The sequence below is a fragment of the Streptomyces genisteinicus genome (assembly GCF_014489615.1).
In the GTDB taxonomy this organism is placed as follows: Bacteria; Actinomycetota; Actinomycetes; order Streptomycetales; family Streptomycetaceae; genus Streptomyces; species Streptomyces genisteinicus.
This window is the reverse complement of record NZ_CP060825.1, coordinates 6,067,922-6,090,749: the sequence shown is the minus strand read 5'-3', so window position 1 is coordinate 6,090,749 and position 22,828 is coordinate 6,067,922. Positions and strand designations below refer to the sequence as shown.

21 protein-coding genes are annotated in these 22,828 nt (G+C 74.6%); 10 read left to right on the top strand and 11 right to left on the bottom strand.

Going from position 1 to position 22,828, the window contains the following annotated elements:
- Window positions 1–41: 41 nt before the first annotated feature.
- The gene (locus IAG43_RS26165; protein ID WP_187743123.1) at window positions 42–1,418 is read right to left on the bottom strand and encodes a GH1 family beta-glucosidase; all 1,377 of its coding nucleotides are present in this window, start codon (window positions 1,416–1,418) and stop codon (window positions 42–44) included.
- A 120-nt stretch (window positions 1,419–1,538) separates the two neighbouring features.
- Between IAG43_RS26165 and treZ the strand changes: the two genes are divergently transcribed.
- Window positions 1,539–3,284 carry a malto-oligosyltrehalose trehalohydrolase gene (gene treZ, locus IAG43_RS26160; RefSeq protein WP_187744647.1) on the top strand — a complete coding sequence of 582 codons (1,746 nt, stop codon included), beginning with the start codon at window positions 1,539–1,541 and terminating at the stop codon, window positions 3,282–3,284.
- A gap of 65 nt (window positions 3,285–3,349) precedes the next feature.
- Here treZ and IAG43_RS26155 read toward each other — a convergent pair whose 3' ends face one another.
- From IAG43_RS26155 to IAG43_RS26145, 3 genes are all read right to left on the bottom strand, one after another.
- Window positions 3,350–4,486: an aminopeptidase P family protein gene (locus IAG43_RS26155; protein ID WP_187743122.1), complete on the bottom strand. Its 1,137-nt coding sequence runs from the start codon at window positions 4,484–4,486 to the stop codon at window positions 3,350–3,352.
- A gap of 145 nt (window positions 4,487–4,631) precedes the next feature.
- Complete coding sequence (locus IAG43_RS26150) at window positions 4,632–5,606, bottom strand: DUF1444 domain-containing protein (RefSeq protein WP_187743121.1); 975 nt, start codon at window positions 5,604–5,606, stop codon at window positions 4,632–4,634.
- Between the two features lie 201 nt (window positions 5,607–5,807).
- Entirely contained in the window at window positions 5,808–6,455 is a 648-nt protein-coding gene (locus IAG43_RS26145; RefSeq protein ID WP_187743120.1) for a nucleoside/nucleotide kinase family protein, read from the bottom strand.
- Between the two features lie 43 nt (window positions 6,456–6,498).
- Between IAG43_RS26145 and IAG43_RS26140 the strand changes: the two genes are divergently transcribed.
- Both IAG43_RS26140 and IAG43_RS26135 read left to right on the top strand, forming a co-directional pair.
- On the top strand, window positions 6,499–6,888 hold the full coding sequence (locus IAG43_RS26140) for a VOC family protein (protein ID WP_187743119.1): 390 nt from the start codon (window positions 6,499–6,501) through the stop codon (window positions 6,886–6,888).
- A 312-nt stretch (window positions 6,889–7,200) separates the two neighbouring features.
- Window positions 7,201–8,412, top strand: a complete 1,212-nt coding sequence (locus IAG43_RS26135; protein WP_187743118.1) for an SUKH-4 family immunity protein — start codon at window positions 7,201–7,203, stop codon at window positions 8,410–8,412.
- Window positions 8,413–8,569: 157 nt separating this feature from the next.
- Here IAG43_RS26135 and IAG43_RS26130 read toward each other — a convergent pair whose 3' ends face one another.
- Entirely contained in the window at window positions 8,570–9,427 is an 858-nt protein-coding gene (locus IAG43_RS26130; protein ID WP_187743117.1) for an ABC transporter permease, read from the bottom strand.
- Entirely contained in the window at window positions 9,424–10,332 is a 909-nt protein-coding gene (locus IAG43_RS26125) for an ABC transporter ATP-binding protein (RefSeq protein ID WP_187743116.1), read from the bottom strand. The genes IAG43_RS26130 and IAG43_RS26125 overlap by 4 nt, the downstream gene beginning before the upstream one ends.
- A 277-nt stretch (window positions 10,333–10,609) precedes the next feature.
- Between IAG43_RS26125 and IAG43_RS26120 the strand changes: the two genes are divergently transcribed.
- The 3 genes from IAG43_RS26120 (at window position 10,610) to IAG43_RS26110 (ending at window position 14,472) form a co-directional block, all read left to right on the top strand.
- Window positions 10,610–11,797, top strand: coding sequence for a sensor histidine kinase (locus IAG43_RS26120; protein ID WP_246574567.1), 1,188 nt, complete (start codon window positions 10,610–10,612; stop codon window positions 11,795–11,797).
- 164 nt (window positions 11,798–11,961) lie between these two features.
- Window positions 11,962–12,618 (top strand): response regulator, encoded by a 657-nt coding sequence (locus tag IAG43_RS26115; RefSeq protein WP_281403998.1) that lies wholly within the window; start codon window positions 11,962–11,964, stop codon window positions 12,616–12,618.
- Between the two features lie 102 nt (window positions 12,619–12,720).
- Window positions 12,721–14,472: an NlpC/P60 family protein gene (locus IAG43_RS26110; protein WP_187743114.1), complete on the top strand. Its 1,752-nt coding sequence runs from the start codon at window positions 12,721–12,723 to the stop codon at window positions 14,470–14,472.
- A gap of 82 nt (window positions 14,473–14,554) precedes the next feature.
- Here IAG43_RS26110 and msrB read toward each other — a convergent pair whose 3' ends face one another.
- From msrB to IAG43_RS26090, 4 genes are all read right to left on the bottom strand, one after another.
- Window positions 14,555–14,962: a peptide-methionine (R)-S-oxide reductase MsrB gene (gene msrB, locus IAG43_RS26105; RefSeq protein WP_187743113.1), complete on the bottom strand. Its 408-nt coding sequence runs from the start codon at window positions 14,960–14,962 to the stop codon at window positions 14,555–14,557.
- Between the two features lie 44 nt (window positions 14,963–15,006).
- The gene (gene murC / locus IAG43_RS26100) at window positions 15,007–16,401 is read right to left on the bottom strand and encodes a UDP-N-acetylmuramate--L-alanine ligase (protein WP_187743112.1); all 1,395 of its coding nucleotides are present in this window, start codon (window positions 16,399–16,401) and stop codon (window positions 15,007–15,009) included.
- A gap of 128 nt (window positions 16,402–16,529) precedes the next feature.
- Window positions 16,530–17,000, bottom strand: coding sequence for an indole-3-glycerol phosphate synthase (locus IAG43_RS26095; RefSeq protein WP_187743111.1), 471 nt, complete (start codon window positions 16,998–17,000; stop codon window positions 16,530–16,532).
- A 297-nt stretch (window positions 17,001–17,297) separates the two neighbouring features.
- The gene (locus IAG43_RS26090; RefSeq protein WP_187743110.1) at window positions 17,298–18,086 is read right to left on the bottom strand and encodes a pyrimidine reductase family protein; all 789 of its coding nucleotides are present in this window, start codon (window positions 18,084–18,086) and stop codon (window positions 17,298–17,300) included.
- A gap of 52 nt (window positions 18,087–18,138) precedes the next feature.
- Here IAG43_RS26090 and zapE point away from each other — a divergent pair, with 52 nt between their 5' ends.
- The 4 genes from zapE to IAG43_RS26070 all read left to right on the top strand — a co-directional run bounded on the left by zapE (window position 18,139) and on the right by IAG43_RS26070 (window position 22,281).
- Window positions 18,139–19,194: a cell division protein ZapE gene (gene zapE / locus IAG43_RS26085; RefSeq protein ID WP_187744645.1), complete on the top strand. Its 1,056-nt coding sequence runs from the start codon at window positions 18,139–18,141 to the stop codon at window positions 19,192–19,194.
- A 36-nt stretch (window positions 19,195–19,230) separates the two neighbouring features.
- A complete protein-coding gene (locus tag IAG43_RS26080) occupies window positions 19,231–19,656 on the top strand; it encodes an OsmC family protein (RefSeq protein WP_187743109.1) in 426 nt (141 codons plus the stop codon).
- A gap of 196 nt (window positions 19,657–19,852) precedes the next feature.
- Window positions 19,853–21,211 (top strand): alkaline phosphatase PhoX, encoded by a 1,359-nt coding sequence (locus IAG43_RS26075; protein ID WP_187743108.1) that lies wholly within the window; start codon window positions 19,853–19,855, stop codon window positions 21,209–21,211.
- An 89-nt stretch (window positions 21,212–21,300) separates the two neighbouring features.
- Window positions 21,301–22,281 carry a PPK2 family polyphosphate kinase gene (locus IAG43_RS26070; RefSeq protein WP_187743107.1) on the top strand — a complete coding sequence of 327 codons (981 nt, stop codon included), beginning with the start codon at window positions 21,301–21,303 and terminating at the stop codon, window positions 22,279–22,281.
- 67 nt (window positions 22,282–22,348) lie between these two features.
- On the opposite strand, the gene IAG43_RS26065 is transcribed toward IAG43_RS26070, so the two are convergent.
- Window positions 22,349–22,762, bottom strand: coding sequence for an organic hydroperoxide resistance protein (locus IAG43_RS26065; protein WP_187743106.1), 414 nt, complete (start codon window positions 22,760–22,762; stop codon window positions 22,349–22,351).
- Between the last annotated feature and the right edge of the window lie 66 nt (window positions 22,763–22,828).

Genomic DNA, 22,828 nt, shown 5'->3' with positions numbered 1-22,828 from the left:
CGGCAGCCGGCCGGGCGATGCCCAGCCGGACGCCGTGCCCCTCAGCCGGCCGGGCGTCCCTTCTGCCGGGCGATCGCGTCCCGGTACCACCGGTACGAGGCCTTCGGCGTACGGGCCAGGGTCTCGTAGTCGATGTGGACCAGGCCGAAGCGCTGCGCCGCGCCCTCGGCCCACTCGATGTTGTCGGTGAGGGACCAGGTGAGATACCCCCGCACGTCGACCCCTTCGGCGACGGCACGGTGGAGCGCGCGGAGGTGGGCGTCGAGGAAGGCGATGCGCCGCTGGTCGTCGGTCCCCCCGTAGGAGCAGCCGTTCTCCGTGACGACGACGGGCGGCAGCCGCCGGCCGTGGCGTTCGCGGAGACCGACGAGGACCTCGCGGAGACCGTCGGGCACCACGGGCCAGCCGAAGTCGGTGCGTTCGGCGGCGTCCACCTCGCGCAGCGAGAAGGGCAGCCCCTCGGGCATGCCGACGCCGGCGAAGCTGCCGAGCGCACCGGCGTCCTCGGGGACGGGCGCGCCGACGAGCATGGGGTGGTAGTAGTTCACGCCGTAGAAGTCCAGCGGCTGTGCGATCACCGCGAGGTCGTCGGCGACGGGGCCGGGCATGAGCGCCGCGATGTCCTCGTCCGGGTACGCGCCCGTCAGCAGCGGGTCGGAGAACAGGTGGTTGGTCAGCGTGTCGTACAGACCGGCGGCGAACCGGTCCTCCTCGCCGTCGCCGGCGGCCCGTACCGGGGAGTGGGAGACCGCGATGCCGACCTGCGCGGCTCCGGCGGCGCGCAGCGCCTGGGCGGCGAGGCCGTGCGCCAGGAGCTGGTGGTGCGCGGCGGGCAGTGCGTCGAACAGCAGCCTGCGACCCGGGGCGTGCTCGCCGAGGGCGTAGCCGAGCAGGGTGACCTCGGCCGGTTCGTTGAGCGTCATCCACAGGGGCACCCGGTCGGCGAGGCGGCCGGCCACCGCCGCGGCGTACTCGGCGAAGCGTTCGGCCGTGTCCCGGCGCATCCAGCCGCCCGCCTCCTCCAGCGGGAGCGGGGTGTCCCAGTGGTACAGCGTGGGGGCCGGTGCGACACCGTGGGCGCAGAGCTCGTCGACGAGGCGGTCGTAGAAGTCCAGGCCCCGGGTGTTCACCGGTCCGCGGCCGCCGGGGACGACCCGGGGCCAGCTGACCGAGAAGCGGAAGACGTCCGCGCCCAGCCCGGCCAGCAGGGCCACGTCCTCCCGGTACCGCTCGTGGAAGCCGGTGCCGCGCGCCGCGTCGGCGCCGTCCTTGATCCGCCCCGCCGCGGCGAAGGCGTCCCAGCCGGACGGGCCCTTCCCGTCCGCGTCCGGGGCGCCCTCGGTCTGGAAGGCCGAGGCCGCGGCTCCCCACAGGAAACCGGGCGGGAACAGCGGCAGCGGCTCTGACGGCATCGGCATGTTCCGTGACCTTAATGGCCCAAGCACGCCGCCTGAAGACCCCCTTCTTGCCAGGATGGACGAGCCGACGGGGTCGGCGGGATCGACGGGACGGCATCGACGACGAGGGGACCGCCAGTGCTGCTGTTCGAGGTGTGGGCACCGCACGCCGAGGAGAAGGTCACGCTGCGGCTGGAGGGCGAGGACCTGCCCATGCAGCCGGTGCAGGGCCGTGCGGGCTGGTGGTTCGCGGAGGCGCCGGCCCGGGACGGCGACCGGTACGGGTTCGCGCTGGACGGCGGCCCGGTCCGGCCCGACCCGCGCGCCCGCCGCCTGCCCGACGGCCCGGACGGCCTCGCCGCCGTGGTCGACCACGGGCGCCACGTCTGGCAGCGGGACTGGCCGGGTCTGGGGCTGAAGGGCGCGGTCCTGTACGAGCTGCACATCGGCACGTACACCCCCGAGGGCACGCTGGACGCCGCGGCGGAGCGCCTGCCCGAGCTGGCGGAGCTCGGCGTCACCCATGTGGAGCTGATGCCGCTCTGTCCGTTCCCCGGTGTGCACGGCTGGGGCTACGACGGGGTGGCTCCGTGGGCGGTGCACGAGCCGTACGGCGGCCCCGAGGCGCTGAAGCGCTTCGTCGACACCGCTCACGGCCTCGGGCTGGGGGTCGTCCTCGACGTGGTGCACAACCACCTGGGGCCCGCGGGCAACCATCTCCCCGCCTTCGGCCCCTACTTCACCGACACCCACCACACTCCGTGGGGTTCGGCGGTGAACCTGGACGCCGCGGGGTCCGACGAGGTGCGCGCGTACTTCCTCGGCAGCGCCCTCGCCTGGCTGCGCGACTACCGCCTCGACGGGCTGCGGCTCGACGCCGTGCACGCACTGGCCGACACCCGGGCGCTGACGTTCCTGGAGGAGCTGTCCGCGCAGGTCGACGCGGTCTCGGCCGACGTGGGACGGCCGCTGTTCCTGATCGCCGAGTCGGACCTGTGCGACCCGCGGACGACGACCCCGCGGACGGCCGGCGGCCTCGGTGTGCACGCGCAGTGGAACGACGACTTCCACCACGCCCTGCACACCGCGCTCACGGGCGAGTCCCAGGGCTACTACGCCGACTTCGCGGCCGCGCCCATGGCCGCCCTCGCCAAGACGCTGACCCGGGTCTTCTTCCACGACGGCACGTACTCCACCTTCCGCTGCAGGACCCACGGCCGCCCGGTCGACGTCACCGGCACCCCGGCGCAGCGGTTCCTCGCCTACGCCCAGACCCACGACCAGGTCGGCAACCGGGCGCTCGGCGACCGCCTGTCGGCCGGTCTCTCCCCCGGCCTGCTGGCCTGCGCCGCCGCGCTCGTCCTGACGGGGCCGCACACGCCGATGCTCTTCATGGGCGAGGAGTGGGGTGCGGCCACGCCGTGGCAGTACTTCACCGACCACACCGATGCCGCGCTCGCCGAGGCCGTGCGCACCGGCCGCCGCCGGGAGTTCGCGGAGCACGGCTGGGCGGAGGACCGGATTCCCGACCCGCAGGACCCCGCGACCCGGGAGCGCTCCTGCCTGGACCGTGCGGAGCGCGGCCGGGAACCCCACGCCGGGCTGCTGGACTGGTACCGCAGGCTGATCGCCCTGCGCCGGACACTGCCCGACCTCACCGACCCCGACCTCGCGGCGGTGAAGGTGGCCTACGACGAGCAGGAGCGCTGGCTGGTCTGCCGCCGCGGGGACCTGAGGGTCGCCGTGAACCTGGGCGCGGCGCCGGCGTCGATCCCGCTGGGCGGCGGCGGGCGGATGGTGGCCTCCTGGGGGGAGGCCCGGGTGCCGGGCGGCGACGGTCTGCTGCACCTCGGCCCGGAGAGCTGCGCGGTGCTCGCCCGGTCCTGACGGGCGAGGGCCCCGCCCCGGCCCGCTGCCGGGGCGCGGCGGGGCCCGGGAGCGGGCCGGGGCGGCTACTCGACGATCGCCATCTCGCGCGGGGTGGTGTTGAAGCGGCGGACGCCGTCGCCGGTGACCGTCACGATGTCCTCGATCCGCACCCCGAAGCGGCCGGGCAGATAGATGCCGGGCTCGACCGAGAAGCACATCCCGGGGACGAGCGGCTGCTCCTCCCCCTCGATCATGTAGGGCGGTTCGTGGGTGGTGACGCCGATGCCGTGGCCGGTGCGGTGGATGAAGAGGTCCCCGTAGCCGGCCTGGTCGATGATCTCGCGCGCGGCACGGTCCACGTCCTGGCAGGCGGCACCCGGCCGGACCGCCTCGATGCCCGCCCGCTGCGCCTCGCGCACCACGTCGTGGATGTGCTGCTCGGCCGGACCGGGCTCGCCGACGTGGACGGTGCGGGTCGTGTCGGAGCCGTAGCCGTCCTTGAGGCCGCCGAAGTCGAGCACCACCATGTCGCCCTCGGTGATGACCCGCTCCCCGGCCTCGTGATGGGGGTTGGCGCCGTTGGGCCCGGAGCCGACGACCGTGAAGTCGACCTGCGAGTGGCCGAATTCCCTCAGCAGCGCGGCGAGGTCGGCGGCGACGTCGGTCTCCCTGCGCCCGGCGAAGCGCGCCGTGACGATCTCGGCGTACGCCCGGTCGGCCGCCGCGCCGGCCGCCTCGAGGCGGGCCAGTTCACGGGCGTCCTTCACCGCCCGGAGCATGGGCAGGGCCTCGGTGAGCGGCACGTAGGACGCGGAGGGCAGTTCGCGCTGGAGACCGAGCAGGTGCACGGCCCAGGTGTTGTCGCTGACGGCGAACCGGCCGCGCGCCTCCAGCAGCGGGGCGACGGCCGCGTACGGGTCCTTGCCGTCGGTCCAGTCGCGCAGCGTCAGCGCGGGCGCCCCGGTGGACGCGGCCGCGTCCGGCGCCTCCAGCGTGGGGACGACGAGGACCGGCTCCCGGTCCGCCGACAGGACCAGCACCGTGAGCCGCTCGGTCGCGGCGGGCCGGTATCCGGTGAGGTGCACCAGGTCCGGTCCCGGGGCGACGAGGACACCCGCGAGTCCCGCATCGGCGGCGGCCGCCGCGGCCCGGGCCATCCTGGCCCGGTAGTCGTCGGCGGTGAACGGCGCCGGCGGGGCCGGCGTCGGCGTGCTCGTCATGGGGCCTCCTGCCGGGCCGGTGCGGGTGAACACGTCCTGCCCCGCCATCCTCCTCGCGCCGGGCCCGGGGCGCGAGCCCTGCCCGCTCGCGCGGGGCGGCCCGTTGCGAGCGGGCAGGGGCGCCGCGCGCGAGCGGCGGCAGCGGTCAGGCCCCGCCCTCGCCGGAACGTCCCTGCTCGTCGGCGACCAGCCGCTCCAGCAGCGCGTGGAACTCCTCGCCGATCACGATGCGCAGGCCCTCGCCGTCCTCCTCCCGGTCGCTCAGCTGTGTGAGGGTCCCGTCGTGCCACCAGTAGACGTAAGGGCTGATGGCACCGGGCGTGTCCTCGAAACCGGTGGCGGCGAACGCGGCCATCCCGTTCAGGGCGGCGATCATGCCGGTGTCGCGGATGGCGTGGAACGCCAGCTGGTGCCGGAACGGCATCGCCACCAGGGCGCCGTCCGCGGGGATCTCCTCGCCGGTCACCTCCCGTACGACGCTCTCCAGGGCCAGGACCCGGCTCGCGGTGTAGAAGGAGTCGCCGAGGACCACCTCGAAGCGCATGCCCTCGTCGTCCTGGACGGTCTCGTGTGCCTCGACCGGCAGCCCGCGCAGGTTGTAGAGGGCCTGGTCGCGGAGGTACGCCAGGTCCCCGAGGGGCTGGAGCGCGTCGTCGGTGAGCATCATGACGCTCTCCGGGAGGTCGAGCGCGAGGATCTCGCGGAGCCCGGGGCCGACGTCGCGGGCGTAGCGGAAGTTCGAGGTGTCGAGCCCCTGGGCGCCGACGACCCGCGGGTAGAGCTGGGCCCGGATCTGCTCGGTGGGCAGCGTCTCCAGAGCGGACGGCGCGTCCATGGCGCGCAGCACCATGCCGACGTGCTGCCGGACGAGGTCGGGCCAGACGCGCGGCCCGCGGTCGTCGTTGTGGCACACGGCGGCCAGGTTGCCGAGGCCGAACTGGCGGCCGTCGCTGTCGGTCACCATGTCGGCGAAGACGCTGACCTCCAGGCCCCGTTCGGCGAAGGACTCGCGCACCAGGCCGCGGAAGCGGGTGCCCTCCGCTACGGAGAGGAAGGCGAACTCGGGGTCCCGGGGCGCATCGCGTCCGTCGCGCCTGGGCTTTCGCCGGAACAACCCCACGTCGACCGCCCTTCCGCTCCGTCGTCTGCCTGCCGTCGAGCCTACCCATCCGGGACGGACGGCGGGGCGGCGGCCCGTGACCCCGCCGCCCCGGCCCGAGCGGCGGCGGTGAGGGCGGACGGGTGCGGGGCTGGGGTCGGAGGGCCGGGCACGGGCCCCGGCCCGAGCGGCGCGCGGGCGGCATGCGGCGTGCGGCGTGCGTCAGTCGGCGGTGATCACGAGGTCGGCGCGGGCACGGCCGCGGGCCACGAGCCGCGCGTTGGCCTCGTCGGAGCCGGCGACCCACAGCTCGGCGTCCCGGCGCTCCCTGCCGAAGCGCACGTGCCGGTCGACCAGCCGCCGCACCCGGAGCCCGGGGTCGGTCTCCAGGTACCAGACCTCGTCGAGCAGCGGACGCACCCCTGCCCAGTGACCGCCGTCGTGGAGAAGGTAGTTGCCCTCGGTGACCACGAGCGGGACGCCCGGCTCCACGGGCAGGCTGCCGGCGATCGCCTCCTCGACGGTGCGGTCGAAGTCCGGGGCCCAGACGGTGGTGTCCGGCTCCGGCGTGCGCAGCCGGGCGAGCAGCGCCGCGTAACCGGCGGCGTCGAAGGTGTCGGGGGCTCCCTTGCGGCCGGTGCGGCCCAGGCGGTCGAGCTCACGGCCGGCCAGGTGGAAGCCGTCCATGGGGACGAGGGCGGCGAGCGGGGCGGCGGGGTCCGGGGCGTTGAGCGCCTCGACGAGGTGCCCGGCGAAGGTGGACTTCCCGGCGCCGGGCGCCCCGGCGACGCCCAGGATGCGGCGCCCGCCCCGGGCGGCGAGCCCGCGGGCGCGGTCCAGGAGATGCGGCGGGACGGAGTGGGCTGGCATGCCGGTGATTGTCCCATCGAAGTGTTACGTATAACCTTCACGGATGCCCCACATCGCCCTGGTCACCCTGGTCGTCCGCGAGTACGACGAGGCCATCGCCTTCTACACCGGCCCGCTCGGCTTCGAGCTGGCCGAGGACACGGACCGCGGGGACGGCACCCGCTGGGTGGTCGTCCGCCCGCCCGGCTCCCCCGGTGGCACAGGTCTGCTGCTCGCCCGCGCGAAGGACGGGGAACAGGCCGACCGTGTCGGATCGCAGACCGGCGGCCGGGTCGGCTTCTTCCTCCACACCGACGACTTCGCCCGCGACCACGCCCGGATGACGGCGGGCGGTGTCCGTTTCCTGGAGGAGCCGCGGCACGAGGCGTACGGCTCGGTGGCGGTCTTCGAGGACCTGTACGGCAACCGCTGGGACCTGCTGGAGCCGCGCTGACGGCGGTCCCGCAGCGCCGGGCGCCGGAGACGGCCGTCCGCCTGGCCCGGTGGTGCGAGGACGTCACCTCGGACCGGGCTGCCGCGGCCGTACGGGACGGCGACGCCGCCGTCCTCCGGACTCGCGCGGCTGACGGTGCGCGCCGGCCCCCGGGCCGCGTTGACAGAACAACACGAGGACAGCCCGGCAGGACGCCAGTCAGTGGTCGAGCCACGACCACCGGCCTGAGCATCAGCATCGATGTCGGTGGTCGCTCCTACAGTGGTGGGCGCGGGAGTTCGCCACGGCCCCCGCACGACCACGGGGGAGTCCATGAACGCACCGACCGTCACCCTGCCCGCCGACGAGCTGCACCCGTCGATCGTCCATCCGCCGACGATCCGGCTGCTGACGGGCGGGGAACTGCCCGCGCGGCACGCCCTGATGCGATTCGCGCCGCTGGCCCGGTCGGGCGGTGTGCCGGTGCCGGCCCTGCTGGCGCCCGGGGCCGACGCGGGGAAGCTGGACCCGCACGTCGCCGGTCTGCTCCTCGTCGGACACCTTCGGGCCTGCGGGGAGGACACCCTGGAGATCGTGCTCGACGGTGCCACGGGGCGGGTGTTCACGCTGTATCTCTTCGAGGACTCACCCGGCTCGCTGGAGGCTCTGCCCCTGGCCCCGTCGCTCTCCGCGCTGGCCGGATTCCTGGCGGAGACGGACGACTTCACGGCGCGGCGGGGGCGCTTCGCCTCCCTGTCGGGCCGGACGGGAGCGGCCGCGGTGGCGGAGGCCGAGCGGCTGCTGTCGGCCGTCTTCGAGGACGCCGACTGGGACGGCGACGACTGGGGCGAGGCCGGTCCGCGCGACGAGTGGGAACACGCGCTGCCCGCCTACTGGCGGATCGCGGCCACCGTGCGGCCGCTCGGTCTGATCGCCGGCCCGGGCGACGGCCTGGCGCTCGCGCTGCCGCCCGGCCTGCTCGACGAGGAGTTCGGCGCCGCCGACATACGGCGCTTCCTCCCGTCCGAGCTGCCCGGCGTCCTGACCCACGAGCCGACCAGACGCTTCCTCACCGAGGTCGGACTGCCGCGTACGGAGCTGATGTTCGGCCTCTGGGGCGACGAGGACGTGCTGCGCACCCTCACCGAGAGCGAAGCCGCCCGGCACGACGGGGACGGCGACGAGGACCGGCCGGTACCGGCGGACGCCGGCCGTCTGGTGACCCTGGGCAGCCTGGTCCACGACATGGAGGCCGTCGTCGACGGCGGGACCGGTCTGCTGTCGTGGCGCATGTACGGCTCCGCCGGGACGACCCCGGTCAACGCCGACGTCTCCACCCTGGCCTTCACGCTCTGGCTCTTCGGCCGGGAGCAGCGACTCGACCGGGAGCACGGGTTCACCTCGGACTTCTACGAGCAGCTGGCCGCCACGATGGTCGAGGTGCTCGCGTCGGTCGACCCCGTCGCCTGTCTGCCGGCGGCCGACGAGGAGGACTACCGCTACTGGCCCGAGGTGTTCCACGACGAGGCGGGCGGGGTGCTCTGAGCGCGGGCCGTCCGCGCCGCTCCGCGGGCCTGTCCACCGCCGTGACCGGCCCGGCCCGCCGTGTCGTCGGCGACGGCCCCGGGCCCTGCCGGCGGGGGACGCACCCACGGGGCGCAGGGTGCCGTGCGGCACCCTGCGCCCCGCGCCGCCCGGCGGTTCACTGGTCCCGGCGGTGCACGGCGGCCACGGCCACCGCCGCCGCCACGACGGCCCAGAGCGCGTAGACCGTCCACGCCCCGGTCACGGACCACGGGTGGACCAGACCGGCCGGCCCGTAGGGCACGTCGGTCAGACGCAGCCACGCCTGGTACGGCAGCGTGTGCCCGAGGACGGCCGACCAGTGGCGGTCGTCGGAGAGGAGCAGGGGGAGCAGCAGCAGGACGACGACACAGCCCACCACCGCGCCCGCGCCGTGGCGCACCACCGCGCCGATCGCGACGCCCGCGAGCCCGGCGACCGGAGCAAGCAGCGCGGACGCGGCGACCACGCGCAGGGCGCCCGGGTGGTCGAGGGGAACCCCCGCGCCCAGGGTGCCGAGGACCGCCTGCGTCACCGCGAAGGACACCCCGGCGACGAACGCGCCGAAGCCGGCCGTGACCGCGGCGACGACGGCCGTCTTGGCGGCCATCACGGACCGGCGCGCCGGCACGGCGGCGAACGTCGTCCGGATCTGGCCGCTGCTGTACTCGCCGGTGACGGCGAGCGCCCCGAAAGCGCCCATGGCGAGCATCATCAGGGTGCCGGCGTTGGTGGTGAAGGCGTGCGCCAGCGGCATGCCGTCCGCGACGAACGCCGCGGCGTGGGCGGGATCGTCCTCGCTCCAGTAGCGGTGGGTGTCCCAGCTCGTCCCCATGGTGAACGCGAGCACCGCCAGGGCCGCGACCAGCAGGCTCCAGCCGGTCGAGCGCAGCGACCACAGCTTCAGCCACTCGGCGGCGAGCAGGTCGGCGAAGCGGGGCCGGGGTTCGGCGGCCGCGCGGGGCGGTGCGGCGGGCGGCGGCGTGGTGGTGGTCACCGGTTCTCCCCCGCGGTGTACTCGACGCGGTCGGCGGTCAGTCGCATGAAGGCGTCCTCCAGTGAGGCGGTACGGGTGGTGAGTTCGCCGAGCAGGATGCGGTGGTCGAGGGCGAGTTCGGCGACCCGGCCGGCGTCGGTGCCCGTCACCGTGAGGAGGCCGCCCTCCGCGCGGACGGTGGCGCCGTCGGCGGTGAGCAGTGCGGCGAGCCGCTCCCCTTCGTCCGTCCGCACGGTGACGCCGCCTCCGCCGCCGCGCGCCGCGAAGGCGGACAGGCTCTCGGCGGCGATCAGTTCACCGCGGCCGATGACGACGAGGTCGTCGGCGGTGTGCTCCATCTCGGACATCAGGTGGCTGGAGACCAGGACGGTCCGCCCCTGTGCGGCCAGTTCGCCGAAGAGTCCGCGCACCCATCTCACCCCCTCGGGGTCGAGGCCGTTGAGCGGTTCGTCGAAGAGCAGTACCGGCGGGTCGCCGAGCAGCGCTCCCGCGATGCCCAGCCGCTGGCGCATCCCCAGGGAGTAGGCGCCGATCCGGCGGCGGGCCGCGGCGGCGAGGCCCACCTCCTCGATCACCTCGGTGACCCTGGAGCGGGGGATGCGGTTGGAGCGGGCGAGGGCCGCGAGGTGGGCGGCGGCGCTGCGCCCCGGGTGGACCTCTGCCGCGTCGAGCAGGGCTCCGACGTGGCGCAGCCCCCGGGGCCTGTCCCGGAACGGCCGGCCGTCCACGGTGACCGTGCCACCGGTCGGCGTGTGCAGGCCGAGCATCAACCGCAGAGTGGTGCTCTTCCCGGCGCCGTTGGGTCCGAGGAATCCGGTCACCCGGCCGGGCCGCACGGTGAACGTCAGCCCCTTCACGGCCGTCGTCGGTCCGTAACGCTTCGTCAGTTCGTCGACCTCGATCATGGGTTCCACGGTGCCGCCGGGAGGCCCCGCGGGGCATCCGGCCGCGGTGGACAGTCCTGCCGCTCGGACGTCGACCCCGGTCGTACACCCCTGGTCGGATCCCCGGCGCCGCGCACGCGTCTACGATCACGCCATGTCCGCGACACCTTCTCCGACGCCGCCGACGCCCTCTCCGACACCGACACCGACACCGACACGGACACCGACACCAACGCCGACGCCGACGCCGACGGGCGACCCGCTCGCCGGCCGGTCGTGGCGGAACGCCCCGCCCTGGGTGTGGACGGTCCTCGCCTGGTGCGCGGGCCTGGTGTTCACGTTCCTCATCAGGGTGCGGCTGCCCGGAGAGGACGAGCCGCCCGTCGTGGCGGGCGTCCTGTTCTACCGGTGGGACGGCATCACCCAGCTGGTGCTCGCCACCGCGCTGACCGTGGCGGGGGCACGGCGGCTGGAGCGCGGCCCGCTGGGCGGGCTCGGCCTGCTGCTGGCCGCCTCGGTCGTCGCCACCACGTCGCTGAGCGTCGGGGAGATCCCGCTGGCGCAGTTCCTCGCCGTCGACGTCGCCCTGTATACCGTCGCGGCCTCCCGCCCGCGCCGCACGGGGGCGGTGGCGGTCGCCATGGCGCTGGGTGTGCTGGCCGGCTATCTGGCCGTCCGGTGGCTGGCCGGCTGGGACACGGGCACCTCCGCGGAGCTCGCGGTGGCACTGACGGCGGTGGTGGCCTGGCTGACGGGTGACTCGGCGCACCGGTCGCGACGGCACGCCGAGGAGATGCGGGAGCGGATCACGGCCCAGGCGGTCACCGACGAACGCCTGCGGATCGCGAGGGAGTTGCACGACATGGTGGCGCACAGCATGGGCATCGTCGCCCTCCAGGCCGGGGCGGCACGGCGGGTCATCGGCACCCAGCCCGAACGGGCCCGGGAAGCGCTGGGCGAGGTGGAGGCCACCAGCAGGGAGACCCTTGCCGGGCTGCGCCGGATGCTCGGCGCGCTGCGCGAGGCGGAACGGGGCACGCCGCCGTCCGGGGAGGTGGCCGGGGCCGCTCCGCGGACCGGCGCGGACGTGGTCACCGGTGCGCCGGGGCTCGACGAGGTGGACCGGCTGGCGGCCACGACCACGGCCGCGGGGGTGGCGGTCGAGGTGTGCCGGACCGGTGAACGGCGGCCGCTGCCGCCGGAGATCGACCTGTCGGCGTACCGCATCGTGCAGGAGGCGGTCACCAATGTGGTCCGCCACGCCGGGCCGGCCGTGTGCCGGGTGACGCTGGACCACCGTACGGACGCCCTGTCGATCGAGGTCGTCGACGACGGGCGGGGCGGGGCGCCGTCGGAGACCGGCTACGGACTGCTGGGCATGAGGGAGCGGGTGGGGCTGCTGCACGGCGAGTTCTCGGCGGGCCCCCGCCCCGGCGGCGGCTTCCGCGTCAGCGCCCGGCTGCCCCTTCCGGCGGGTGCCCGGTGACGGCCCCCGCGGCGGCGGCCGGCGGCGGGAACGCACGGGAGGACGCGGCGGCCGGCGGCCGGTACGCGCGCGAGAGCGCGACAGCCGGCCGCTCCGTACGCGAGGGCGGGGCTGCGGTGCCGCCGGGCACGGCGCCGGACCCGTCCGGGCCGGGCCGCCCGGACGTGGTCCGGGTGGTGCTCGCCGACGACCAGCCCCTGGTGCGCGCCGCGCTCCAGATGGTGATCACGGACGCGCCGGGCATCGAGGTGGCCGGCGAGGCGGGCAACGGCGCGGAGGCCGTCGCACTGGCGGAGAGCCTGCGGCCGGACGTCGTCGTGATGGATGTCAGGATGCCCGTGCTGGACGGGATCGAGGCGACGCGCCGGATCACGGAGCGGACCGCGGGGACGCATGTCGTCGTCCTGACCACCTTCGACGACGACGAGATCGTCTACGGGGCGCTGCGCGCCGGAGCCGCGGGCTTCCTGGTGAAGGACATGGCACTGGACGACATCCTCGCGGCGGTGCGGACCGTGGCGGCGGGCGAGGGCCTGATCGCGCCGGCGGTCACCCGCCGGCTGATCCGGGAGTTCGCGCGGCGCCCGGAACGCGCCCCGGAGGCTGCCCGTGAACTGGCGGCGATCACGGACCGCGAGCGCGAGGTGCTGACCCTGGTCGGCAGCGGCCTGTCCAACACCGAGATCGCCGAGCGCCTCGTCATCAGCGTCGCCACCGCCAAGACGTACGTCACCCGGCTGCTGTCGAAGCTCGGCGCCCGGGACCGGGTCCAGCTGGTGATCATCGCCTACGAGACGGGGCTGGTGTCCGCCTCCGGCTGACCGCCGCCCCGCCCCGGCGCGAGCCCTCGCCCGCCGGGCACAAAGCGGGCGCCCGCCGGGGTCGGCAGGGGTCCCCCGCGGGCATCCGACGATCATGACGCCATGACCACCACCTCCCGGCGCGGCCTGCTGGCCGCCTTCACCGTCTCGGCCGCCGCGCTCCCGCTCGGCGTGTCGGCGGCCCCCGCGGCACGGGCCGCCGCGGCGGCGGCCCCGGCGCCGCTCGCGGCTCCGTCCGGCCTGACGTCCCCGCGCTCCTCCGTGACGACCGCACCGCTGGACGCCTCCTGGTTCACCGGCGTCACGCTCGGCGCCGCGCTGACCGCCACGGTGCTGCCCGGGACACCGGCCCGTACCGAGGTGACCTCGGGCGGCCGGCGGGTCGCGCTGCTCACGCACGGGGCCCGCACGGTCGTCCTGCCCGGCCCCGAGAGGACGTTCACCGAGAACAAGAAGCCCTTCGCGGACGACTTCGGGCGCACCCTGCCGGACCCGGCGCTGCCCGAGGGCGAGCGGCAGTACTGGGGCTCCTCCCCCGGCGGGGGCAGCTGGTCGACCCTCGGGCCCGCCGCCGCCGACTGGTCGGTGACGCCGGGCGCCGGTCTGGTCGCGCTGACCACGGACTACGCGAGCAGGCACGCCACCGTGCGCGACGACCGGATCACGGACGTCGACGTCCGGTCCACCGCGGCGTTCGACAAGGTGCCCGCCGGGCAGGCCTGCTCGTACGCGCTGTCCTTCGGCTACCAGGACACCCACAACCACTACCGGGCGCGGCTCTCCTTCCTCACCACGGGCGCCGTGGAGCTGCGCGTCGAGAAGGAGGTCGCCGACGCGGTCACCCAGCTGGTGCCCGCGCAGACGCTCGCGACGGGCGTGGCGGCGGGGACGCCGTGGACGATCCGGGTGGTCCGCGAAGGCAACCGGATCCGGGTGAAGGCCTGGCGGGCGTCCGGGGCGGAGCCCTCGGCGTGGGCGGTGGACACGTCCGACCCGGTGTTCTCCCGGGGACGGGTCGGGCTGCGCGTGCTGGCGGGCGACGGCTGCACCAACCTGCCGGTCACGCTGGCGGTCAGCCGGTTCCAGGTGGACGCCGCGGCGTGGGACGCCCCGCCGGCCGTGACCCACGGCGACTGGGTGCGCGTGCTGCCGGAGCCGTTCGACGGGAGCTGGACCCCGGCCGTCGAGCAGACGGTACGGGGCTGGGCCGGCTCGACCGCCCCCGACGTGCTCGCCTTCGCGGCCATGTTCCTGCCCGGCGCGCCCGACGTGGTCTGCGGGGCGGGCCCCGCCGCGGGCAGCCGGGTCCTCGGCGCGTCCGGCTACGGGTACCTGGATCCCCGGGGCCTGCGGTACGAGGGTGCCGACTTCCACGAGTACATGGGCATCGGCTGGACGTTCCCGGACGGCACCCGTACCGGGCCGTCGCAGCGGCAGGTGGGCAATCTGGACTGCTCGGGCTACACCCGGATGGTGTTCGGCCACCATCTGGGCGTCCCGCTGGCCGCCGGGGAGGACACCTCCGGCACCCGGCTGCCGCGCAGGTCCCGTGACATGGCCCTGCACGCGCCGGGGGTGCGGGTGGACCGCACCGACGGCACCGCTCCCCCGGCGGCGGCCCAGCTCCAGCCCGGTGACCTGGTCCTCTTCAACGCCGACTCGGGTGACGACGGCCAGTCCGCCACGGTGGACCACGTCGGGATCTACCTGGGCAGGGACACGGCGGGCGGCCGCCGCTTCCTCTCCAGCCGCAAGACCGTCGACGGCCCCACCATGGCCGACCTCGGCGGCGCCTCGCTGCTCGACGGCACCGGCACCTACGCCAGGACGCTGCACACGGTGCACCGCCTCTGACCCCGTGCACCGCCTCCGGCCCGTGCTCCGGGCCCGGGCACACCCGTCGGCGGAGTGCCCGGTCCGGTCCGGTCCCGGACCGTCAGGCCCGGTCCGGGTCCAGCGTGAGCGAGATGGAGTTGATGCAGTACCGCTGGTCGGTGGGGGTCGGATAGCCCTCGCCCTCGAAGACGTGCCCGAGGTGGGACCCGCAGCGGGAGCAGCGGACCTCGGTGCGCACCATGCCGTGGGTGCGGTCCTCGACCAGTTCGACCGCGTCGCTGTCCTTGGGGTCGTAGAAGGACGGCCATCCGCAGTGGGACTCGAACTTCGTGTCGGAGCGGAACAGCTCCGCCCCGCAGGCGCGGCACGCGTAGGTGCCGGCGGTCCTGGTGTCGGTGTACTCGCCGACGAAGGCGGGCTCGGTGCCGGCCTGGCGGAGCACGGTGTACTCCGCGGGGCTCAGCTCGGCCCGCCACTGCTCGTCGGGCTTCTCGATCTCGTACGCCATGACTGGCTCCCTCCGGTCGGTTCGGCGGCCCGGCGGGGGCGTGCTCAGCCGGCCAGCCGGGCCAGGACGGCCGGGCCGAGGTCCGTGACGTCGCCCGCGCCCATGGTCAGAACGAGATCACCGGGCTCCGCCATTCCCGCGACGACCTCGGGGACGTCCGCCTTCTCGTGGACGGCGGTCACCCGGGCCCCGGCGGCCTTCGCCGCGTCGATGATCAGCTCGCTGGTGACGCCGGGGATCGGGTCCTCGCGGGCCGGGTAGATGTCCAGGACCACGGAGGCGTCGGCGAGGGCGAGGGCGTCGCCCATCTCCTTGCCGAGTTCCTGGGTCCGGGAGAAGAGGTGCGGCTGGAAAACGACGAGGAGCCGCGAGCCGCCCGCGGCGGAGCGCATGGCCTCCAGGTCCGCCGTCATCTCGGTGGGGTGGTGGGCGTAGGAGTCGATGACCTGGACGCCGGCCGCCTCACCCTTGAGCTGGAGGCGGCGCTTGACGCCGGTGTAGCTGCCGAGGGCGGAGGCCAGGTTGTGCGCGGGGATGCCGAGGGCGACGCCGGCGGCGAGCGCGGCGACCGCGTTGAGGGCGTAGTGGCGTCCGGGGACGGAGACGGTGAACGTGAGGAACCGGCCGTCGAGCAGAACGGTGACCTCGCTGGTCAGGCCTCGCGGGGTGATCCTGTGGACGCGGACGTCGGCGTCCTCGTGCTCGCCGTAGGTGACGACCCGGAGCGACGGCAGGCCGCGGACGCGGCGTGTCAGCTCGACCGCGCCCGGCTGGTCGGCGCAGACGACCAGGGTGCCGCCGGGGACGATCTTGCCGGTGAAGGTCTCGAAGGACTCGTAGATCTCGTCCATCGAGGCGTAGTTGGCGTGGTGGTCGAGCTCGGCGTTGAGGACGATCGCGACGTCCGGGTCGTACTTGTGGAAGCTGCGGTCGCTCTCGTCGGCCTCGGCGACGAAGATGTCGCCCTCGCCGTGGCGTGCGTTGGTGCCGGGGCCCTCCAGGTCGCCGCCGATCGCGTAGGACGGGTCCAGACCGAGGGTGGTGAGGGCGACGGCGAGCATGGACGTGGTCGTCGTCTTGCCGTGGGTGCCGGCGACGGCGATGGAGCGCAGGCCGGTCATCAGAGAGGCGAGCGCGTCGGAGCGGTGGACGACCGGCACGCCGAGCTCGGCGGCGCGCACCAGTTCCGGGTTGTCGGCGCGGATGGCGCTGGACACGACGACACAGCTCGCGTCGTCGGCGAGGTGCGCGGCGGCGTGCCCGATGTGGACGGTGGCGCCGAGCGCGCGCAGCGACTCGGCGGTGGCGGACTCCTTGGCGTCGCTGCCCGCCACCTTGGCCCCGCGCTGGGCGAGGATCTTCGCGATGCCCGACATTCCGGCGCCGCCGATGCCGATGAAGTGCGGGCGCTCCATGGCGCTGGGGACGGCGGGTGCCATGTGTCAGTCTCCCGGGGTGGGTGTGCGGGTGCAGTGGCCCAGCCTAATGGTCCGGCGTCCCCGCTCCGGGGCCCGGCCGTCCGCGCGGCGGGCGCGCCGGGGCCGCCGGCCGGGCGCGCCCGCGGGGCTCACTCGTTGTGGGCGAAGAGCTTGAGCACCGGGACGCCGACCTTGTGGCGGGCGCGCGACGCCCAGTCGCGGTGGAAGAACTCCTCCACGTAGTGCGGCTCGGTCAGGACGATCACCTCGTCGGCGCCGGCCTCCTCGACCATGTCCTTGAGTCTCGCGAGCGGGTGGTCCTCGACGACCTGGCCTCTCGCGTCGCATCCCGCCGCACGCAGCGCGGCGAGCGAGACGGCGAGTCCGCGCTCGGCGGGGGCCTTCGCGTCGGCGCCCTCCGGTTCATCGCCCTCGCGCACGGCCTCCTTCAGCTCGCCCAGCGCCACGTCGTCGATGGCGCGCAGCAGCACGTCCGCCTGGTCTCCCCTGGGCTGCATCAGGACGACGAAGGACACCTCCTCGTCGCCGTGCAGGGTGGTGAGGAACTCCACGTCTTCGCCGGTCAGGGGCTTCTCGATCATCAGTACGCTTGTGAACACGTTCAGGAGCCCTTCTGCGGAAACCATCCTTCCCCGTGACCGCACGGGGTTCTGCGACACAAGTCTGCCCCTCGGAAGCTAAGCGGAACTGTTAATTCCGGTGTTTTTCCTCCGCCGTGGCAGCGGCGTGGCGGCACCCGCGCCCGGCGCCTGTCCCTCGCGGGCGCGGCGGACCGCGCGGGGTACAGGTGCAGCAGGGATCGGTACAGGAGACGGGCACAGCGGACGGGCCGGCGTGTGTCCGCGGGGACGGCGGGAGGGGCAGGGGCGGCTTCCGGGGCGGCGGCGCCCCGGGCCTCACGCGGACGGTGCGGCCGCCCGGCGGTAGCGGGTGAAGAGGAATCCCGCGTCCTCCAGGACCGATGCCAGCGCGAAGCGCACGGGGTCGGCCGTCGCCGGGCCCCAGGCGATCCGCTGCGCCTCCCCCGCCGTCATGGCAGGCGACACGGTCAGACAGAGCTCGTCCAGCACCCCCGCCGCCGTGAACTGGCCCAGCAGTCGCGGTCCGCCCTCGGTGAGCAGCCGCACGAGCCCCCGGCCCGCCAGCGCCTCCACCGCCCGGCCGGGGTCCACGCCGGCCCCGTCCCCGGCCGCCACCACCTCGACGCCGGCCCGCTCCGCCGCCGCCACCCGGCCGGGAAGGGCGCCGGCCCCCGTCAGCACCAGGGTGGGCACCAGCGGCTCGGTGAACAGCGGGAGGGAGAAGTCCAGGTCGAGGGAGGAGCTGACGACCGCGATCACCGGCGCCGGCCCCTGCCCCGCCGCGGCCCTCCGGGCGGCGAACGCCTCACGGGCGCGCGCGGGGCGGTAGCCCTCGGCCCGCACCGTCTGCGCACCCACCACGACGGCGTCGGCCAGGCCCCGCAGGGTGCCGAAGATCCGCATGTCGGCGGCGGAGGAGATGCCCTGCGAGCGCCCGTCGTGGTGGGCCGCGCCGTCGAGCGAGGAGACCATGTTGGCGCGCAGCCACACGCCGTCCCCGTCCGGGTACGCGTACGCCGCGGCCAGCTCGTCCAGGGACCACTCCCGGTCCTCGGACTCCCCGGCGGTGAGTGTCTGGTCGGTCACAGGGAACAGGCGTCGCATACCGAGCAGTCTTACACGGCCCTTACAGTTGAATACTGTGCCGACCAGCCCGATGACCGACGCCGCCCCCCTCTCGCTCTGCGCGCGCGAGCCGCACGTCCCCGCCGACCGTCTGGTCGCGGAGATGGTGCCTCCGCCGCGCTTCGACGCGGTGCGCTTCGACACCTACGTGCCCGACCCGGGGCAGCCCAGCCAGATGGAGGCCGTCAAGGTCCTCGGCGACTTCGCCGCCGGGCTCGGCGGCGCCCACGCGAGCGGCGGCGGCAGGCGGCGCTGGTTCGCGAGGAAGCCCGCCGCCCCCTCCGGCCCGCGCGGGGTCTACCTCGACGGCGGCTACGGCGTCGGCAAGACCCATCTGCTGGCGTCGCTGTGGCACGCGACGCCCGCCGAGCCGGCGCTCAAGGCCTTCGGCACGTTCGTGGAGCTGACCAATCTGGTCGGTGCGCTCGGCTTCCAGCAGACCGTGCGGACGCTGAGCGGGCACCGGCTGCTGTGCATCGACGAGTTCGAACTGGACGACCCGGGCGACACCGTCCTCGTCTCCTCTCTCCTGGCCCGGCTGGTCGACGAGGGCGTCGCGCTGGCCGCGACCTCCAACACCCTGCCGGGCAAGCTGGGCGAGGGCCGTTTCGCGGCCGCCGACTTCCTGCGCGAGATCCAGGGCCTGTCCGCGCACTTCCGGCCGCTGCGGATCGACGGCGAGGACTACCGCCACCGCGGGCTGCCCGCCGCGCCCGACCCGTACCCGGCCGACGACGTCACGAGGGCGGCGTACGCCACCGAGGGCGCCTCGCTCGACGACTTCCCGATGCTGCTGGAACACCTGGCCCGGGTCCACCCGAGCCGCTACGGCGCGCTCACCGACGGCATACGCGCGGTCTGCCTGACCGACGTCCGCCCGGTGCCCGACCAGTCGACGGCGCTGCGCCTCGTCGTCCTCGCCGACCGGCTCTACGACCGCGAGGTGCCCGTGCTCGCCGCGGGCCTCCCGTTCGACCGGCTGTTCAGCGACGAGATGCTGAACGGCGGCTACCGCAAGAAGTATTTCCGGGCGATCTCCCGGCTGACGGCCCTGGCACGCGACGCAAAGCCCTTGATCGCCCAGTAGGTTGGGTCCCGTCACACCCATACCGAAGGGAAGATCATGGCTACCACGCGCCAGGCGCACACCGTTTGGGAAGGCAACCTGCTCGAGGGCAAGGGTGTGGTCACTCTCGACTCCTCCGGCATCGGCGAGTACCCGGTCTCCTGGCCCTCCCGCGCCGAGGCGGCGAACGGGAAGACCAGCCCCGAGGAGCTCATCGCGGCCGCCCACTCCTCCTGCTACTCGATGGCCCTGTCCCACGCCCTCGCGGGCGCCGGCAACCCGCCGTCGCGTCTGGAGACCAAGGCGGACGTCACCTTCCAGCCGGGCGAGGGCATCACCGGCATCCACCTGACCGTCGTGGGCGAGGTCCCCGGCCTCGACGCGGACGCCTTCGCCAAGGCCGCCGAGGACGCCAAGGCGAACTGCCCCGTCAGCCAGGCGCTGACCGGCACGACGATCACGCTGACCGCGTCGCTCGCCTGATCCTCCCGCTCGGCCGGTTCCGGCCGGTGCGGGCAGCGATGCCCGGCCGACCGGATCCGGCCAGCCGGACGTACTCCCTCCGGGCCCTGCGTCCCGGACCCCAGCGGTCACTGTGGCACGCCTGGTTACGAACCGGCACCTTGCGTGATACACACATGCGGGTCACATCTCCTGTCCGCCAGCAGGGAGTTGCCTCATGACCGCAACACGACGTCAAGCACTGGCCGGAGCCGGCGCGGTGGGCGCATCGATCGCCTTCAGCGGCGCGTTCACCGAACTCTTCGCCGGGACCGCCGCCGCGCGGGGCCACGGGGGCTACGGGCCCCTGGTGCCCGACCCGGCGGGTCTGCTCGACCTGCCGGAAGGTTTCCGCTACACGGTCCTCTCCCGCCAGGGCCAGCCGCTGCGCTCCGGCGAGGGCCCGGTGCCCAGCAACTTCGACGGCATGGCCGCGTTCCGCAGCGGCCGCGGGCACACCGTCCTCGTCCGCAACCACGAGAACCGGTACAACGGAAGGATCGGCGTCCCCGTCGTCGAGGGTCTCACCTACGACCCGATGGCCAGAGGCGGCTGTACCGCACTCGAACTCGACGGCCGGAACAACGTCCTGTCCGAGCGGGTCGCCATCGCCGGCACCGCCGTCAACTGCGCGGGCGGGCCCACCCCTTGGGGCACCTGGCTGACCTGCGAGGAGACCGAGGACCGGGCCGGGACGAACGGCTACACCAAGGACCACGGGTTCATCTTCGAGGTGGACGGCGCCGACCCCCACCGCACCGGCGCGGTGCCGCTGACCGCGATGGGCCGCTTCCAGCACGAGGCGATCGCGGTCGACCCGTCGACGGGGATCGTGTACGAGACCGAGGACGCGTTCGAGCAGCCCTTCGGCCTGTTCTACCGGTTCCTTCCCGACAGGCCGCTGGGCGGCACCGGTTCGCTGCGGGCCGGGGGCCACCTCCAGGCCATGCGGGTCCCTGGGGTGCCCGACCTGTCGCGGATCCAGGAGACCGGCGCGCGGTTCGACCGGGTCGAGTGGGTGCCGGTGCCCGACAGCCAGGCCACCACGACGCCCATCCGGCACCAGGACTTCGGCCGCAAGGGCGTCACCCACGCCCAGAAGCTGGAGGGCTGCTACTGGGGCGGGCGATCGGTCTACTTCGTCTCCAGCTACGCCCGCAGCGCCGAGGGCTCCGCCGGGGACCACTTCGGACAGGTGTGGCGGTACGAGCCGCACCGGCGGCGGCTGACGCTGGTCGTCGTGTTCGGCCCCGGCACCGACGTCCAGCTGCCCGGCGAGTCCCCCGACAACATCTGCCTGGCGCCCAGCGGGGGCCTGATGGTGGCGGAGGACGGCGACGGCGCCCAGCACGTCTACGGCGTGACCAAGCGCGGGGAGGTGTACGCGATGGCCCGCAACCGGCAGAACACCGGGACGCCCGCCGATCCCACCTGGGGCGAGTTCGCGGGCGTCTCGTTCTCCCCGGACGACGCCACGATGTACGTGAACGTCTACAACCCCGGCACCACCTTCGCGGTCACCGGCCCCTGGCACTGACCGGCCCGGCGTCCCCGCGCTCGCGGGGACGCCGTCCGCGCCGCACGATCGGGTCAGGACGCGGACGGCGAGGGCAGAGGAGTGCGGCGGTGGCCAGGAACGGCGACGGGCAGGGCTCCGGGCGGGAGCCGGACGGCACCGCGCGGCACGAGCGGGCACGGGCGTCCGGGCGCAGGGGCACACGGAAGCGGGCGCCCGGGCCGGAGCGGAAGAAGACGGCACGCGCGGACGCGCCGCTCTCGGCGCTGCTGCGGGTGCCGCCGGGCAGGCCGGTCGACCTCTCCTCGTACGACCCCCGCGCGACACCGGGCGGGCCGCCGGACAAGGCGGCCGCCCTCGCGGAGACCGCCCTGGCGGGACGGCGCCTCTCCGACCTCCAGGAGCGGCTGTACGCGGCGGGCACCGCGGGCGACCGGAGACGTCTGCTGGTGGTGCTCCAGGGCATGGACACCAGCGGCAAGGGCGGCACCGTCAAGCACGTGGCCGGGTTCCTCAACCCGGCGGGCTGCCGGATCACGGCGTTCGGGACGCCGACGGCGGAGGAGCTCGGGCACCCCTTCCTGTGGCGGGTGATGCGCGCGCTTCCCGGCCCCGGGGAGATCGGCATCTTCGACCGCTCGCACTACGAGGACGTCCTCATCGCCCGGGTCCGGCGGCTGGTGCCCCGCGAACGGATCGACCGCCGCTACGACCAGATCAACCGCTTCGAGGAGTCCCTCGCCGAGGACGGCGTCACCCTCGTCAAGATCTTTCTGCACATCGGCCCCGAGGAGCAGCGCGAGCGTCTGCTGCGGCGCCTGGACGACCCGCGCAAGCGGTGGAAGTTCGACCCGGCCGACATCGGCGAGCGCGCGAGGTGGCCGGCGTACCGGAAGGCCTGTGAGCGCGTGCTGACGCGCTGCTCGACGGCCGCCGCCCCGTGGTTCGTGGTGCCCGCCGACCGCAAGTGGTACCGGAACTGGGCGGTGTGCCGACTGCTGGTGGAGCATCTCGAGGCACTGGACCCGCGCTTCCCGGAGGCGGGGTACGACGTGGCGAAGTGCCGGGAGTTCCTGCTGGCGGGCGCCTGACCCCTCCGGGGCGAGGGCCCGTGCCCGCCGGGGCGCCGCGGGCCGTGCCGCGGCGCCACGGGGCGGGTCACTCCACGACGAGCTCGACCGGCAGGTTGCCACGGGTCGCCTTGGAGTACGGGCAGTAGGCGTGGGTCTTCTCCAGCAGCGCGCGGCCCGGCTCGCCCTGGAGGTGGTCCGGCAGCTCGACGCGCATGATCACGGAGAGCGCGAAGCCGCCGTCGTCGTCCTTGCCGATGGAGACCTCCGCGGTGACGGAGGCGTCCTTGACGTCGATCTTCTCCTGGCGGCCGATGGCGCCCATCGCGCTGGCGAAGCAGGCGGCGTAGCCGGCCGCGAACAGCTGCTCGGGGTTGGTGCCCCGGCCGTCGCCGCCGAGGGCCGCGGGGAAGGCCAGCGGCAGGTCGATGTGGCCGTCGGAGCTGACGGCGCGGCCCTCGCGTCCGTTGGCGGTGGCGACAGCGGTGTACAGCGCGTCCATGAGAATCCATCCCTCGTGGGTCGGGAACCGGTGACACCAATAAAGCACACGATTAAGTTGTGCACA

Coding starts and splice junctions, on each gene's coding strand:
- IAG43_RS26165 (WP_187743123.1), bottom strand. CDS start 1,418: ATGCCGATGCCGTCAGAGCCGCTGCCGCTGTTCCCGCCCGGTTTCCTG.
- IAG43_RS26155 (WP_187743122.1), bottom strand. CDS start 4,486: ATGACGAGCACGCCGACGCCGGCCCCGCCGGCGCCGTTCACCGCCGAC.
- IAG43_RS26145 (WP_187743120.1), bottom strand. CDS start 6,455: ATGCCAGCCCACTCCGTCCCGCCGCATCTCCTGGACCGCGCCCGCGGG.
- IAG43_RS26140 (WP_187743119.1), top strand. CDS start 6,499: ATGCCCCACATCGCCCTGGTCACCCTGGTCGTCCGCGAGTACGACGAG.
- IAG43_RS26135 (WP_187743118.1), top strand. CDS start 7,201: ATGAACGCACCGACCGTCACCCTGCCCGCCGACGAGCTGCACCCGTCG.
- IAG43_RS26125 (WP_187743116.1), bottom strand. CDS start 10,332: ATGATCGAGGTCGACGAACTGACGAAGCGTTACGGACCGACGACGGCC.
- IAG43_RS26110 (WP_187743114.1), top strand. CDS start 12,721: ATGACCACCACCTCCCGGCGCGGCCTGCTGGCCGCCTTCACCGTCTCG.
- msrB (WP_187743113.1), bottom strand. CDS start 14,962: ATGGCGTACGAGATCGAGAAGCCCGACGAGCAGTGGCGGGCCGAGCTG.
- murC (WP_187743112.1), bottom strand. CDS start 16,401: ATGGCACCCGCCGTCCCCAGCGCCATGGAGCGCCCGCACTTCATCGGC.
- IAG43_RS26090 (WP_187743110.1), bottom strand. CDS start 18,086: ATGCGACGCCTGTTCCCTGTGACCGACCAGACACTCACCGCCGGGGAG.
- zapE (WP_187744645.1), top strand. CDS start 18,139: ATGACCGACGCCGCCCCCCTCTCGCTCTGCGCGCGCGAGCCGCACGTC.
- IAG43_RS26080 (WP_187743109.1), top strand. CDS start 19,231: ATGGCTACCACGCGCCAGGCGCACACCGTTTGGGAAGGCAACCTGCTC.
- IAG43_RS26075 (WP_187743108.1), top strand. CDS start 19,853: ATGACCGCAACACGACGTCAAGCACTGGCCGGAGCCGGCGCGGTGGGC.
- IAG43_RS26065 (WP_187743106.1), bottom strand. CDS start 22,762: ATGGACGCGCTGTACACCGCTGTCGCCACCGCCAACGGACGCGAGGGC.